Genomic DNA, 15,023 nt, shown 5'->3' with positions numbered 1-15,023 from the left:
CCGTCCGCACGGGAAAGTCACGACCGTTCACCCCTTCCGGTGGCGCGATGGACAACCGTCCGTCGCGCCACCGGCATGTCCGCATACGTTCGTCCCGCTGCGAGCCGCCGGTGCGACGGCGGCTCTCCACACGGGAGAGAACGGGGGTGCACGCGTGCGCATCGGACTGGTGACGGAGGGTGGCTTCCCGTATGTGAGCGGTGACGCCGGACTCTGGTGCGAACGGCTCGTGCGCGGGCTCGGGCAGCACGAGTTCGACCTCTACGCGCTCAGCCGGAGCCGCCGGCAGGAGGACGAGGGCTGGGTTCCGCTGCCCCGGCAGGTCAGCCGGGTTCGTACAGCCCCCCTGTGGACCACGGAGGACGACGGCGTGCGGCTCGGGCGCCGCGCGCGCCGGCGTTTCGCCGAGTGCTACGGGGAACTGGCGGCCGTGCTGGGCGCGGCGGGCGGCCCCGGCCCCGGTGGCCAGGGCTCCCGGGGGCGCCGGGACGGCGAGGCGGACCGTTTCGCCAGCGCGCTGTACGGGCTCGCGGAACTGGCCCGCGACACGGGCGGTCTGGCGGGCGCGCTCCGCTCGGAGACCGCCGTCCGCGCGCTGGAGCACGCCTGCCGCGCACCCGGCGCCTCGCGCGCCGCGCGCGAGGCGCGCGTACCGGATCTCCTCACCGTGGCCGCGCACCTGGAACACTCCCTGCGCCCCCTCTCGCTCGACTGGTACGACGACGACGGCCTGGGCGCCGCCGACCTCTGCCACACCGCCGGCGGCGGCACCGCGGCCCTGCCCGGCCTGCTCGCGCGCCACTTCTGCGGCGTCCCCGTCCTGGTCACCGAGTACGGCGTACCGCTGCGCTCGCACTACCTGACCTCCGCCGCCGACGGAACCGCCCCGGCCGCCCGCGCCCTGCTCGCCGCCTTCCACGGCCGGCTCGTGACGGAGGTCTACCGGCAGGCCGCCCTCCTCACCCACGGCAACGCCCACACCCGCCGCTGGCAGGAGCGCTGCGGCGCCGACCCCGCCAGGCTGCGCACCGTCCCCCCGGGCATGGACGCCACCGCGTTCGCCGAGGCCGGCGAGGGCGCGGAGACCGGTGGCGGTGCCTCGCCGCAGGCGGCCGAGGACACGCTGGTGTGGGTCGGCCGCATCGAACCCGCCAAGGACCTGGTCTCCCTGCTGCACGCCTTCGCGGAGGTCCGCCGGGCACAGCCGCGGGCACGGCTGCGGATCGTGTGCACGGCCACGCCCGGCGGCCCCGAGGCCGCCGCCTACCTGGGGCACTGCAAGGCGCTGGCCGCCCAGCTCTTCCCGGACGAGGCCGAGGGCCCGCACACCGCCGGCGAGAACCCGGTCTCCTTCGAGGAGGTCGGCGGCCCGGAGGCACCCACCCTCGCCGACGCCTACGCCTCCGGTGCCGTGATCGTCCTGTCCAGCGTCGTCGAGGGCTTCCCGGCGGGGCTGGTGGAGGCGATGTTCTCCGGGTGCGCGACGGTCTCCACGGACGTCGGCGCGGTCGTCGAGGTCATCGGCGGCACCGGGCTGGTCGTGCCCCCGCGCAATCCGCGGGCGCTCGCCGAGGCGTGCGTGGCACTGCTGCGCGACCCGGAGCGCCGTGCGCGCCTGGGGGCCGCCGCCCGCGCCCGCGCACTCGAACTGTTCACCGTCGAGCAGAACATCGCGGCATTTCACGGCATTTACCTGGAGATCGTCTCGCAGTGCCCGGTCCGGCGGGTCGTCCTGGACGCCTCCGGTGAGCCCCTTCCGTTCGCCGCCCCCGCCGAGGCCCACCTCCCCGGCCGCTGGACCGGCCAGGCCACCACGGCCGCAGCCGGCGCCGGGGCCGCCGCCGCCTCCTCACCGGCCCGGCGCGGCGGCCCCGCCTGGGCCGCTGCCGCCGCCTCCCGCACCCAGCACCCCGCCCCGGCCCCGGAGGCCGCCCGATGACCACCCCGAGAGAACCCCACCCCCCGGCCACCCCGGCGAACCCCGGCGCCTGGAACGCGGAATCGCGCCAGTGGCCGGCGCGGCCCCCCGCGGCCCGGGCGCCGCAGCGTGGCACCGACGGCCGGCTGCCGGGGGAGGGGGCGGGCGCAGCGGCGGAGGAGCGGGCGCCCCACGACACCGGTCTCCACGGTCCCGTGCGCCCCGCCACCCCACCGGGCACTGCCCGCCCCGGACAGGCAGACGGGGGCTGTGCCGCGCAGGGAGGCGGTGGCGGGCAGGGAGGCGGTGTGCTGAGAGGCACTGCCGCGCTGGGAGGCGGTGGCGGGAAGGCGGGCGGTGCCATGCCGGGAGGCGGGGCCGGGCAAGCAGACGGCACCTCGCTGGAAGGCGGTGCCGCGCTGGGAGGCGGTGGCGGGAAGGCGGGCGGCGCCATGCCGGGACGCGGTGGGCTGGAAGGCGGTGCCGCGCTGGGAAGCGGTGTCCGGAAGGCAGGCGACGCAATGCCGGAAGGTGGTGTCGGCCAGGGAGGCACCGTGCCGGGAGGTCGTGTCGGCCGGCGAGGCGCCGTGCCGGGAGGCGGTCGTGGGGACGTCGGCGGCTCGGCGGCGCACGGCGGCGCGCGCGGACACGGGCGTGGCACGGTCTTGGACCGCGACCGCGCCCCCGCCGCGGCCCCCACCCCACGCCGGGGCGCCGCCGACCCGGTCAGGACCCTGCTGCACCGCCACCGCGAGCTGTGCGAACGCGCCGTCGACCCGCTGGAGATCGCCGCGGGACTCGAGGCGCACGGCGTCACCGACCGAACGGCCGCCCGCTTCCGCCACCGCGACGTCTTCTCCCTCGCCGAGGAGATGTACGCCCGCATCGCACGCGGCACCGGGACACCGCCTCGCCCCGAGCACCACGACGAGCCCCGTACGGGAGCCGGCTGGATCGTGCTCAGCCTGTTGCCCGGCGCCCTGGGCGCAGCGACGGTGGCCGGCCTCCACCTGGCGGCCGGCCGCACCCGCCCGGCGTTGGCCGCGATCGGCGCACTGTCCGTGGCCCTGGCCGTGCGCGCCCTGCTCCGCCGCGGCCCGCTCAGCCCCAGCGGCCCCGGCCGGACCGGTCCGCACCCGCCCGGCGCCCGCGCCTGGACGTGCTGGCTCCTCGTCTACGCCGTACTCGGCGACGGCCTGCTGGGCGCGGCGGTCGGGGGCGGCCCCGACGAACTGCCCGACGGCACGCCGACCGGCCCCTGGCCGCTGACCACGGTCCCCGTCCTGGCGCTCGCCCTCGCCTGCGCCCCGGCGTGCTGGGCGGCGCACCTCTTCGCGGTGCGCGCCCGGCGCAGACTGACGGTCAGCCGCGGCCTGGACGAGTTCGCCGCCTCCGTACGGCCGCTGCTCCTCGCGGTGTTCGCCGGGTTCCTGTGCGCCCTGGCCGGGCTGCTCGCGGTCTGCGGCAGGGTCCTGCACGAGCCCGCCGGCCTCGCCCAGACCCTCCCCCTGGGCGCCCTGCTGCTGCTCACCCGCCTCCTCGCCACGCACGGCTCCACCCACGCCCCGGCCGTCGCCCTCGGCGCCGCGGCCTGGGCGGAGGTGACGGCCCAGGCGAGCGTCTTCGCCGGCCGTCTGCCGGGCTGTGACCCCCTCGCCGTCCCGGTCGACACCCTCCTGACCGCCTGGGGACCGGGCAGTGTCCCGGCGCTCGCCTGCGGAGCAGCGGCCACCGTCCTGCTGGTGCACGCGACCCGCACTCTGACCAGGGCGTCGGCCCACGCGCCCACCGGGACACAGCCGTGACGGGCGCCGGGCGTGCCCCCACCACCCGCGTCCGCCCGCAGCGCACCCCCGGGCGCGCCCCGGGAGCCGCGCGCACCACGCACCGCCGGCGCACCCCTCCACGCGACCGCACCGGACCGGAGCCGCAGGCGGAACCGGCCGCGGGCGGACCACGGGCACCCGGCCGCGCGGCCGGAGCCCACCGCACCACCCCCCTGAAGGAGAACACCAGATGACCACCGCCCGATCCGGAGCGTCCGGAGCATCCGGAGCCACCGGAGCGCACACCCCGGGAGCCGCCCGATGAGGGTTCTGCTGATCGGAGCAACCGGATACCTCGGCCGTTTCGTCGCCGACCGCCTGCTCGCCGACCCGGCCGTCCAGCTCACCGCGCTCGGCCGCGGTGACGACGCCGACGTCCGCTTCGACCTCGCCACGGGCAGTCCCGGAGCGCTCACCCGCTTCCTCGACGCCGTCCACCCCGGTGTCGTCATCAACTGCGCCGGTGCCACCCGCGGCGGCGCCCGCGAACTCACCCGGCACAACACCGTCGCCGTCGCCACCGTCTGCGAGGCGCTGCGCCGCAGCGGATGCGGTGCCCGCCTGGTGCAGATCGGCTGCGGCGCCGAGTACGGCCCCAGCCAGCCCGGTTCCTCCACCGCGGAGGACGCGGTGCCCCGTCCCGGCGGCCCGTACGGGGTCAGCAAGCTCGCGGCGACCGAACTCGTCCTCGGCTCCGGACTCGACGCCGTCGTGCTCCGGGTCTTCTCGCCCGCCGGGCCCGGCACCCCGGCCGGTTCGCCGCTGGGCCGCCTCGCCGAAGCCATGCGGCGCGCCATGCAGTCCGGCGACGGCGACCTCAAACTGGCCGGTCTGGCCGCCCAGCGCGACTTCGTCGACGTCCGCGACGTGGCGCGTGCCGTGCACGCCGCCTCCCTCTCGGCCGCCCAGGGCGTCATCAACATCGGGTCGGGCCGCGCCGTCCGGCTGCGCGACGCCGCGTCCGTCCTGGCGCGGGTGGCCGGGTACGGCGGCGCACTCCACGAACTCGACGGGCCGCCCGGCGGCCACCTCCGGCCCACCATCGGCCACCCCCGCACCGACCCGGACCACCCGGCGCCCGTCGCGTACCCGTACCCCGACGGCTGCGGCGGCTGGCAGCAGGCCGACGTGCGCACCGCGCGCGACCGGCTCGGCTGGCGCCCCCGGATCAGCCTCGAAGAGTCCCTCGCCGACATCTGGATGGAGGCCGCATGCCGTATCTGACCGGCCTGCGGGCCGGGACGTCCGGCACCGGGGTGCGCACCGGCCTCGGCGTCCCCGGATGCGCGCACCCCCTGCTCGCCCCGGCCGAGTGGAACGCGCTCACCCGGCCCGGCGCGCCCCTGCACTGGGCCGTCCTCGACGTCGCCGGCGGCCCCGGCGTACAGCCCGACCCGCACTGCCTCGACGCGGCCGGACGCCTGCGCAACGCGGGTGTCCGGGTCCTCGGCCGGATCCGCAGCGCCCAGGGCACCCGGCCCCGGATCGAACTGATCGCCGACGCGCACCGCTACCTGGAGTGGTACCAGGTCGACGGCTTCTTCCTGGACCGCTGCCCCGCCACCCGTGAAGGGCTGCCCGAGACCCGTCGCACCATCACCTCCCTGCGCGCGCTGCGCGCCGACGCCCATGTGGTCCTCGGCCACGGCACCCATCCCTACCCGGGCTACGCCGAGAACGCCGACCAGCTGGTCACCTTCAGCGGGTCCTGGAGCGACTACCGTTTCTCGCAGGCCGCCGAATGGACCGCCGACCACCCGCCCGAGCGCTTCTGCCACTTCGTGCACGGAGTGCCGCGCGGTCATCTCGACGAGGCGCTGCGGGTGGCCCGCTGGCAGGGCGCGGCGACGATCTGGTTCACCGACCGCACGGACCACGGCGGCCGGAGCGACCCCTGGGAGACCCTGCCCGGCTACTGGGACGACATCGTCTCGCAGGTCGGAACGGGAGTCTCGGAATGAAGAAGGCCGTGGCAGTGTTACGGGGAGAACAACTGTAGTGATTGACCGACCAACGGAGTCCCCGTGTCGCTGCCACCCCTGGTCGAGCCAGCTGATGAGCTCACCGTAGACGAGGTCCGCAGGTACTCCCGCCACCTGATCATCCCCGATGTGGGGATGGACGGGCAGAAGCGGCTGAAGAACGCCAAGGTGCTCTGTGTGGGCGCCGGCGGCCTGGGCTCGCCGGCGCTGATGTACATGGCCGCCGCGGGCGTCGGCACGCTCGGCATCGTGGAGTTCGACGAGGTCGACGAGTCGAACCTGCAGCGCCAGGTCATCCACAGCCAGTCCGACATCGGCCGCTCCAAGGCCGAGTCCGCGCGTGACACCGTCAAGGGCATCAACCCGTACGTGAACGTGGTCCTTCACGAGGAGCGGCTCGAGGCCGACAACGTGATGGACATCTTCAGCCAGTACGACCTGATCGTCGACGGCACGGACAACTTCGCGACCCGCTATCTGGTCAATGACGCGTGCGTGCTGCTGAACAAGCCGTACGTGTGGGGTTCGATCTACCGCTTCGACGGCCAGGCCTCCGTCTTCTGGTCCGAGCACGGCCCCTGCTACCGCTGCCTCTACCCGGAGCCCCCGCCCCCCGGCATGGTTCCCTCCTGCGCCGAGGGCGGCGTCCTGGGCGTGCTGTGCGCGTCCATCGGCTCCATCCAGGTCAACGAGGCGATCAAGCTCCTCGCGGGCATCGGCGAGCCGCTCGTCGGCCGTCTGATGATCTACGACGCCCTGGAGATGCAGTACCGCCAGGTCAAGGTCCGCAAGGACCCGAACTGCGCGGTGTGCGGCGAGAACCCGACCGTCACCGAGCTCATCGACTACGAGGCCTTCTGCGGCGTCGTCTCCGAGGAGGCCCAGGAGGCGGCGGCCGGCTCGACGATCACTCCGAAGCAGCTCAAGGAGTGGATCGACGACGGCGAGAACATCGAGATCATCGACGTCCGCGAGCCGAACGAGTTCGAGATCGTCTCCATCCCTGGCGCCCGCCTGATCCCGAAGAACGAGTTCCTGATGGGCACCGCCCTGGAGGGCCTCCCGCAGGACAAGAAGATCGTCTTGAACTGCAAGACGGGTGTCCGCAGTGCGGAAGTCCTCGCCGTGCTGAAGTCCGCGGGCTTCGCGGACGCCGTGCACGTCGGCGGTGGCGTGATCGGCTGGGTCAACCAGATCGAACCGCACAAGCCGGTCTACTGATCAAGGGTCTCGCCGACCAGCGAGGCGGAGGAAGCCCACGGCTCTGACCAGCTCAGATGCCGTGGGCTTCCTGTCGTTGCTGGCTGGCGTCGGTCGACCTCGTACGGCCCGGTGAAGCCCAGCCGACCCACGGTCTCCCGAGGTAGAACCTGTACCGCATCATGTGCGTCATGTCACTGACCTTCGGCCCTGACCGGCAGACCCGCGAGTTCCAGTGCGACTGCTGCAACGCACCCGTCGAACGTGCCTGGAACTTCATCTACACGGACGGCGCGCCGTACGCGGTGTACTTCGCGAACTGCTACCACCACAGGGACCGGGATCACGACGCGTGGATAGACGTGATCTTCGGGACGTGGGGCACCGGGTCCGACCAGTGGGGCGATCACGTCTCGTTCGCCTGCCGAGTGGGCCCTGTCACTGGTCAGAATGAGCCGGCGTCCACCCTGGTGACGGCAGGTCTCGCACATCCCGATGGACCCCTCTTCGGCCGCAAGCTCGATCGGGAAGCCGCCCTGCGACATCCACGGCTGCCGGAGTTCTGGCAGGTCTCCGACTTCATCCTGGAACGGGACCCGTTGGTGCGCGGTCACGTCTACGGGCACTGAACGACCGCCGAGCCATTTTCAACAAGCCGCGATCAATCTTGAAAACCGTCGTGGCGGCGATGTCACCGTGGGTTCGGATCCCACCGGTCTCCGCGGCGCAAGCAGCAAGAACGGACTTGATGTTCGGTCGGGGGCCGTCCTCGTGCCCGGCTACCGTGACTGCCCGGTGTCCCTGTGGCTCCCCGCCCGATCGGGCACGGCTGTGGCACGGACGCCTTGGCTGGCACTTGCTGTAGGAAGCAGCTCCCAACCGCACTGAGAGCATGGTCCTCATGGATCTGGCGACCGAACTGCGCAGACTGATCAAGTCTCTGTCACGCGAAGACGGGGTCTTCGGCCGCGCGTTCACCGTGTCCGACGGATCTGTCCCTGAGCTGGTCCGCGAAGTGGCCCTGGAGGCGGAACGGACCTGGAAGCAGTACGCCGTGCCGGGAGCAACTGGCCCTGACACAGTGTCAGAGATCGATCGGGCAATCTCGCTGGCAGGCCGTGAGCAAGCTGTGAAACTGATGGCCTATCTGGCGGCCGAGGACCTCGTCTTCCCAGGTTCGCCACGCCGCGACCGGGCTCACGCTCATCGAACGGCGGAACGCGTTGCCCACCTGCTGGGCCATCGGTCCGTATGGCACACGAACATCGACGGCCTGTCGCCTGGGGTGCGTGGATGGAGCCCGGTTACCCGTCACACCTTCGACGGAGTAGTGGCCGGCACTGGCGAGGGCTTCACCGTAGTCCTGTTGCAGGTGGGCGAGGACTGACTGGGCCGCGACAAGAAACACCCCATCTTGCCTGGCCGCCACCCCGTAGTGGGAACCAGTGGGGTCGGAGGCTTATGACCTGGTCTTTTGCTGGTGGGGGCTGCGGATCGTCTGTCACTGCCGGTCGCCGTGCAAGGGCTTAGAAGATGCGGGCAGGCATTGGTGGGCGGCCCGGCAGCACCCTGCCGCTTCTGTGCCGGGTCGCTCGGTGCCGCTGCCATCCGTCGTCGTCAGGGCTGCCGTCAGGCGCGACATCGCGAGCCTGACAAAGCCCACGGGCCTGACCAGCTCAGACGCCGTGGGCTCCTGTCGTTGCCCGCCGACGCGGGCTGGACTTGGGCGGCCGGGAGGTCCGAATGTCATGTACAGGGTTAACGGATTATCTTGAACACGTTCAATTTACGTGCCAAGGTGGCGCAAGCACACAGCGAGGGGACCGGGGGGAATCGGGATGGGGATCGCTCGGCTTGGCGGAGTTCTCGGTACCTCATTGGCGAGCGGAGTGTTGTGTGCCCTGCTCTCTGGTTGCTACAGCCTCGCCGCCGCAATCCACGACCCCCCGCAGCCGCCGGGCACACCTCAAGTCATCACCGACGACCACCTCGTCGGCACCTGGCGGGACGAAGCAGGCGGCAGCATCACTTTCGCTGCGGGCGGTGCCTTTGCCGCCGAGAAGATCTGTGGCGACTTCACAGACTGGCCGGGCGACGGCCCCGGGCCCTATGCGGTCCGGTCGAAAACGGGAAGCGGGACGTGGGAAACGATGACCTGGACACCCCCCAACGAGTCCGTGCCCAAAACTGAAGTGACGATCCGGTTCTCCGGATCGGAGATGTCCGCGGAGTACAAAACTGGAGGAACTTCCAAGTCTCCCAAGCTCTGGGTGTACGTGGGAGACCCGGATGACTACGACTTCTGTACCTTGACCCGGCAGCCATCAACGTCAAAAACAGCCGGCTGAGGCGCTCGGTCGACTCGTCCCAGGAAGGCGCTGCCGCGCTCGGTATCCTGGAGCACCAATTCGGAAGAGCGTATGCGGACCTGCGTGCGTTCCTGGGATGTGCGCCGTGGTTCCCGCTGTGCCCCCGTCGGTCGCCGCTCTATCAGGCACGCCGAGGGCACGGTCAGTCTTCGCCGTACTCGGGTGCCGTGAGATCCACCCATATCCAGGGCTTGTGGTCCCACGCGCGCACTTCCCCGACGACGAGGTCAACAGTCGTACCCACAGGCGGCAGCTCCAGGGCGAGTCGCTTCACTCCAGGTTCGCTCTTGCGGCGGATCAGGTCCAGTGAGGCGCCAACGGGTTCGTAGTCGTTGAGTTCCGCCGTGAGGCCCCAGGGTTGGTGACTGGTGATCGTTGCTCGGACGGTCTCGCCATGGCGAAGCTCGCTGAGGGGACGCCTCGATTCATCTGCCATGGCGGCATCATCCCTCCTCAGCCCACCACTCTCCCCAGCTCCCATCCCGTCCGCCGTCGGCCCGCACACCGTGGAGCGGGCGTGGTTCCTGGCGTCCAGGTGGAGCGCGCCACTGTAGGAACGACCTGGACTCCACGGGCCGCGTCTGCTCGGCTTCCCGCCGGCCGTTTCCTTCCCGGCGGTCGCCTCGCCCCGGCCGGCGCGGCCGGTGAGCACGCCGTCGGTGACCGGGCCGCGCGCCGGGCCTCCCGTCAGGAGCAGACCGTGCCGTCCCTCGGCACCGAGCCGTCCAGCGGGTACGCGTTCACCGCCGAGTCCACGCAGTCGCTGCCACTGCCGTCGCGCCATGTCGCATCCCCCCGATACGCCCCCGCATGTGCTCCCGGGATCGGCCACGGGAAGCGGTCACGTCATGGTAGGCAGATCCCGCCCCACCCGTGGGCGCCTGTGGATAACCCGCTGACCTGCGGTTTATGGGTCGGACGGGGATCGGCGCCAGGTGCGGTGCCCGGTGCGGCGGCGGGCGGCTACGAGCACACCGTGCCCGCCGCCGGTACCTTCCCGCCGAGCAGGTAGCCGTTCACCGCGTTCTGCACGCATTCGTTCCCGCTGTTGTAGGCGCCGTGCCCCTGGCCCTTGTAGGTCAGTTCCACCGCGACACCCTGGCCCAGCGCGTCCACCATCTTCTTCGCACCCTCGTACGGTGTGGCCGGGTCGCCGGTGTTGCCCACGACGAGGATCGGCGCCGAGCCGTGCGCGCTCACGTCGGGGCGGTCCGCCGCACCCGGCACCGCCCAGTGCCTGCAACTGAGCATGCCCCAGGCCAGGAAGTCCCCGAACAGCGGGGAGGCGGCCCGGAACTGCGGCAGCTTCCGTTGCACGTACGCCGGGTCGTAGCGCTGCTTCTCGTCGGCGCAGTTGATGGCCACGTTCGCCGCGGTGAGGTTGCTGTACTCGCCGTTCTGGCTGCGGCCGTTCATCGCGTCGGACAGCAGCATGAGGATCCGGCCGTCACCGGCGTAGGCCTGCTCCAGCCCCTCGGTGAGCGGCTCCCACAGTTCCTTGGAGTACAGGGCCTGGGCGATGCCGTTGGTCGCGGCCGTCTGGGTCAGCTGCCGCGGGAAGATACCGGGGAGCGGCGCGCCGTCGAGCTTCTTGAGGAGCGCGGCGACGCGGTTCTCGACGTCCTGGGCCGTGCTGCCGAGGGGACACGGGGAACTCTTCGAGACGCAGTCGTGCGCGAAGTTGTCCATGGCCAGCTGGAAACCCCTGGCCTGTCCGAGCGAACTCTGCTCGGGGGTCTGCGTGGGATCGACGACCGCGTCGAGCACGGCGCGGCCCACGTGGCCGGGGAAGAGATGGGCGTAGACGCCGCCCAGTTCCGTCCCGTAGGAGATGCCGAAGTAGTGGAGCCGCGAGTCGCCGAGGACCTGCCGCATGAGGTCCATGTCCCGGGCCGCGTCGGTCGTGCGCACATGCGGCAGGATCCTCGCGGAGTTCTTCTCGCAGTCCGCGTTGAACTGCTCGGTGTTCTTCAGGTAGGCCGCCCGCTCGGCGGCGTCGTCGGGCGTCGCGTCCTGCTGGAAGTACTGGTCGAGCTGAGCGTCGCTCTCGCACCGCACGCCCGCGCTGCGCCCCACCCCGCGCGGATCGAAGCTGACCAGGTCGTAACGGGTGCGGAGCTTGGCGTAGTCCTGTGCGAAGGAGGGCAGCGTGCTCACGCCGGAGCCGCCCGGACCGCCGAAGTTGAAGATCAGCGAACCGATGCGCCGGCCGGGCCCGTCGGCCCTGGCCCGGATCAGTGCGATGCCGATCGTGTCGCCCTTGGGCCTGTTCCAGTCCAGCGGCGCCTTCATGGTGGCGCACTGCCAGGTGGCGCCGTCGGGCAGCGGGGTGGGGGCCGCACCGCCGCCCTCGGCCGCGGACGGGGCCGGGCAGTCACTCCAGTCCAGCTTCTGGGCCGCCAGGTTCCCGTGGGCGTCCTGGGAACCGTCGCCGCCGCAGCCCGCCACCAGGGCGGACAGCAGCACGGCGGTTGCGGTCAGGGCGGCTGCGCGCAGTCCGCGCGGGTTCTGCATGACTCCATCCTCACGCCGCGTACGCCCTCCCGCGCGGGACGCGGGCCGTCCGGGGGTATCCGAGGTCCGCGCGGCCAGGAGGAGCGGAGGCCAGGTGCCCGGGGCCCTCCTACAAGGAGCCCTTGCGCGTCAGATGGTTGAAGGCCAGCCACCCCGGCAGCACCGGCAGCCACAGCGTCAGCAGCCGGAACATCAGCACCGCGGGTGCCGCCACCTCCTTGGGCAGCCCCACGGCGATCAGACCGACGGTCAGCGTGGCCTCGACCGCGCCCACCCCGCCCGGGGTCGGGGCGGCGGAGCCGAGCGCGTTGCCGGCGAGGAAGACCACGGCCACGCTCGCGATGCTCAGCGAGGTCGACTCGTCGCCGAACGCCCGGATGGAGGCGTCCAGGCACATCACGAAGCAGGCGGTCAGCAGCAGCATGCCGCCGATGCCGGTGACGAGCTTCTGCGGCCGCTGGAGCACGTCCAGCATGCGCGGCACCACTCCCGCGAACAGCGACCGCACGCGGGTGACCACGAACTTGCGCAGGAACGGCACCGAGGTGACCACCAGGACGAGCACCGCGACCGTCAGCAGTCCGGCGATGACCGTCCGGGACGGCGACAGCGACGGGGTCTTCTCCGTGCCCGTCAGATAGCCGAAGGACAGCAGCATCAGGATGTGGCAGCCGAGCCCGAACAGCTGGGACGCTCCGACGCTCGCCACCGCGAGCCCAGGGCGCACGCCGGCCCGCTGCAGGAAGCGCGTGTTGAGGGCGACGCCGCCGACCGCCGCCGGTGCCACGATCTTCACGAACGACCCGGCGACCTGGGCGGCCACCGTCCGCACGAACGGCACCCGCTCCGGCACGAACCCCAGCAGCGCCATCGCCGCCGCGACGTAGCTGAGCGCCGAGAAAAGCACCGCCGCGGCCAGCCAGCCCCACTGGGCGTGGGCGAACAGCGTGTTGAACTCGATGTGCGTGAGCTGCGTCAGCAGGTAGTACGCGCCGATGGCACCGGCGATGAAGCTGATCAGCGTCCGCGGCCGTACGCGTTCCAGCCGGACCGGTTCGACCGGTGCCTGGGGCCTGATCCGCAGCACCTGGTGGCGGATCTGCGTGAGCAGGTCCTCTTCGCGGGCCTCCTCCAGGGCCTCGTCGATGGCCCGTTTCTCCGCGCGCGCCTCGGCCCGCTCGGCCTTCTTGTCCTGCTTGCGGTCCGTCTTCTCCAGGACGACACCGGTCGGCGTCCCGGCGCCCTGGGAGGCGTGATCCAGGCGTGTCTGCTTGGCCTGCCGGGACGCCTCCAGGACGGCGTCGCGCTCCCGCTGCGCCCGCTCCCGCGCCAGTCTTCGCAGGGTGGCGCGGGTGGAGCGGGTCAGGGCGATCGGCTGGAGCATGGGCAGACAGTCGGCGACCGCGTCCGGCCCCAGGACGTCGACCGCCGAGGCGACCGCGCGCTCGGCGCCCACGCGCAGGCCGAGTGTCGTGACCAGCTGGGCGACGTCCATGCGCAGCAGCAGGTCGCCCGCGGCGATCTCGCCGCCGCGCAGGTCGGTCAGGATCACCTTGCCGGAACGATCCACCACGATCGCGTCACCCGCCAGCCTGCGGTGCGCGATGCGCCGGGACTGCAGCGCCCGCACCTGGTGCCAGGCGTGGCGCAGCAGTTCGTCGGTGATCTCCGCGTCCGCCAGCGAGTCGAGCGTGCGCCCGCCGGTGTGCTCGTAGACGAGCATCACGGCGTCGGGGCCCAGCTCGGAGGTCGCGATCAGCTTGGGCGCGTTGGCACCGGCGGCGATGGCCGCGTAGGCGAGCAGGGCCTCCTGCTCCAGGGCCTGCCGCAACGACTGCAGGCTGCTGCGGGTGGCGAACCCGCGCAGCGTGATGTTGCGCCACAGCCGGTAGAAGAAGCCCTGCGCCTGCTGTTCGCGGTCGACGACCGTGACGTCCAGCGGCGGGCCGTCCTCCAGGGTGACGAAGTAGCGCCGGCCGCGGTCCCCGTTGTCGGCGGTCGTCTCGGCCGCCTCCTGGCGGACCGCGCTCACCGGGCGGAAGCCGACGGTCTGCAGTCCCGCCATCAGGGTCCGGCCGGTGGGACGGACGTTCGGTGAGCCGACCGCGTACAGGGTGCCGTAGGCGATGGACCAGCCGATCAGGACCGTCAGGATGATCGAGAACGGTGTCGTGTAGCCGGTGACCAGCATGGAGAACGCGTCGAGCAGCAGAACGATCCACAGCACCGAACGCCAGCGAGGTCTGCGGGACATGCCGACGGCCGTCATGTACGCGATGACCGGGGCGAGGTAGCCGTGCACCGGGTCGGTCAGCGCGTGCAGGTTGCCGGGGGAGGGCTGGGTGAGGGCGTCCTGGATGGAGCCCGGTGCCGCCTTGGCCACCCACAGGTCGGTGGCGAGGGTCACCCCGTGTGCGAGGACCGCCGCGAGGACGCCGTCGGCGATCCGCAGCCCGTCGCGTTTGATCAGCCGTTCGATCGCGAAGGCCACCGGCACCAGCAGGATCGCGATGCTGGACACCAGTCCGGCGATCTTGATGAGGAAGTCGGGGGCCTGGCCCGTGCCCTTGTTGATGTCCTGTTCGAGGCCGGAGGTCGTGCCGTGCGCGAACGCGGCGACGGCGAGCAGGACGACCACGGCGAGCACGCCCACCAGCAGCCGCATCAGGTCCGAGGGACGGTGCACGCGCGCGGGGAGCAGCGGTTCGTCGCCCTCCACCTCGTCGATGTGCGCCACGTCGGCACTCGCGCCGGGCTCCTTGTCCGCGCCCCCGGCGGGCGGCTCGTTCACGGCGGGCGGCTCGTCCGTCTCCCCGCCGGAACGCCGGTCGCTCTCCCCGCCGGGACGCCCGCCCGAGTCGCCGGCGGGACGCCCGCCCGTGCCGGCGGCGGGCTGCTTCTCCGCCGCGGCGGGCTCCTCGCCGGGGCCCTGTGGAGCCGGACGGCCCGCGCCGCCCGAGCTGCCCGCGTCGTCGCCGTGCGGGCCGTCGTCGCGGCTCGTGTCCTTGCCGCGGCCCGATTCCTTCGCGCGGTCCGCGTCACCGGTGTCCGGGCGCGACGAGACCCCAGAGGTGCCCTCCGCGTCGTCGGGGTGCACACCCTGCTGCTTCATGGTCTCTTCTTGGTCTCGTATCACCGGTCACCGCCCGCATGATGGTGGCATGCCCCACCGACACACGGGGGCATCAGGGTGCATATGCGGGTCCGACAGTCT

12 protein-coding genes are annotated in these 15,023 nt (G+C 72.3%); 8 read left to right on the top strand and 4 right to left on the bottom strand.

Going from position 1 to position 15,023, the window contains the following annotated elements; all coding sequences use genetic code 11:
* Positions 1–154 precede the first annotated feature (154 nt).
* The 8 genes from IG64_RS04325 to IG64_RS41025 all read left to right on the top strand — a co-directional run bounded on the left by IG64_RS04325 (position 155) and on the right by IG64_RS41025 (position 9,274).
* Positions 155–1,939: a DUF3492 domain-containing protein gene (locus tag IG64_RS04325; RefSeq protein WP_037852057.1), complete on the top strand. Its 1,785-nt coding sequence runs from the start codon at positions 155–157 to the stop codon at positions 1,937–1,939.
* A 644-nt stretch (positions 1,940–2,583) separates the two neighbouring features.
* The gene (locus IG64_RS04320) at positions 2,584–3,723 is read left to right on the top strand and encodes a hypothetical protein (protein ID WP_234438380.1); all 1,140 of its coding nucleotides are present in this window, start codon (positions 2,584–2,586) and stop codon (positions 3,721–3,723) included.
* A gap of 282 nt (positions 3,724–4,005) precedes the next feature.
* Positions 4,006–4,968: an NAD-dependent epimerase/dehydratase family protein gene (locus tag IG64_RS04310; protein ID WP_037852052.1), complete on the top strand. Its 963-nt coding sequence runs from the start codon at positions 4,006–4,008 to the stop codon at positions 4,966–4,968.
* Positions 4,956–5,705, top strand: a complete 750-nt coding sequence (locus tag IG64_RS04305) for a spherulation-specific family 4 protein (protein ID WP_037852050.1) — start codon at positions 4,956–4,958, stop codon at positions 5,703–5,705. Before IG64_RS04310 ends, IG64_RS04305 begins: the two co-directional genes overlap by 13 nt.
* 63 nt (positions 5,706–5,768) lie before the next feature.
* Positions 5,769–6,947: an adenylyltransferase/sulfurtransferase MoeZ gene (gene moeZ / locus IG64_RS04300; RefSeq protein WP_037852048.1), complete on the top strand. Its 1,179-nt coding sequence runs from the start codon at positions 5,769–5,771 to the stop codon at positions 6,945–6,947.
* 170 nt (positions 6,948–7,117) lie between these two features.
* Positions 7,118–7,555, top strand: a complete 438-nt coding sequence (locus IG64_RS37430) for a hypothetical protein (protein ID WP_051812351.1) — start codon at positions 7,118–7,120, stop codon at positions 7,553–7,555.
* 272 nt (positions 7,556–7,827) lie between these two features.
* Positions 7,828–8,313 carry a hypothetical protein gene (locus IG64_RS04290; RefSeq protein ID WP_158771481.1) on the top strand — a complete coding sequence of 162 codons (486 nt, stop codon included), beginning with the start codon at positions 7,828–7,830 and terminating at the stop codon, positions 8,311–8,313.
* Positions 8,314–8,764: 451 nt separating this feature from the next.
* Entirely contained in the window at positions 8,765–9,274 is a 510-nt protein-coding gene (locus IG64_RS41025) for a hypothetical protein (protein WP_158771479.1), read from the top strand.
* 163 nt (positions 9,275–9,437) lie between these two features.
* On the opposite strand, the gene IG64_RS04285 is transcribed toward IG64_RS41025, so the two are convergent.
* The 4 genes from IG64_RS04285 to IG64_RS04275 form a co-directional block, all read right to left on the bottom strand.
* Positions 9,438–9,731 (bottom strand): hypothetical protein, encoded by a 294-nt coding sequence (locus IG64_RS04285; RefSeq protein ID WP_037852044.1) that lies wholly within the window; start codon positions 9,729–9,731, stop codon positions 9,438–9,440.
* A gap of 251 nt (positions 9,732–9,982) precedes the next feature.
* Positions 9,983–10,120: an alpha/beta hydrolase gene (locus tag IG64_RS43205; protein ID WP_107474151.1), complete on the bottom strand. Its 138-nt coding sequence runs from the start codon at positions 10,118–10,120 to the stop codon at positions 9,983–9,985.
* A gap of 138 nt (positions 10,121–10,258) precedes the next feature.
* A complete protein-coding gene (locus tag IG64_RS04280) occupies positions 10,259–11,809 on the bottom strand; it encodes an alpha/beta hydrolase (protein WP_037852042.1) in 1,551 nt (516 codons plus the stop codon).
* Positions 11,810–11,918: 109 nt separating this feature from the next.
* On the bottom strand, positions 11,919–14,921 hold the full coding sequence (locus IG64_RS04275; RefSeq protein ID WP_037852040.1) for a lysylphosphatidylglycerol synthetase family protein: 3,003 nt from the start codon (positions 14,919–14,921) through the stop codon (positions 11,919–11,921).
* Between the last annotated feature and the right edge of the window lie 102 nt (positions 14,922–15,023).

It is taken from the genome of Streptomyces sp. NRRL S-340, from assembly GCF_000720185.1.
Classification (GTDB): Bacteria; Actinomycetota; Actinomycetes; order Streptomycetales; family Streptomycetaceae; genus Streptomyces.
This window is presented reverse-complemented; position numbering and strand designations above follow the sequence as displayed.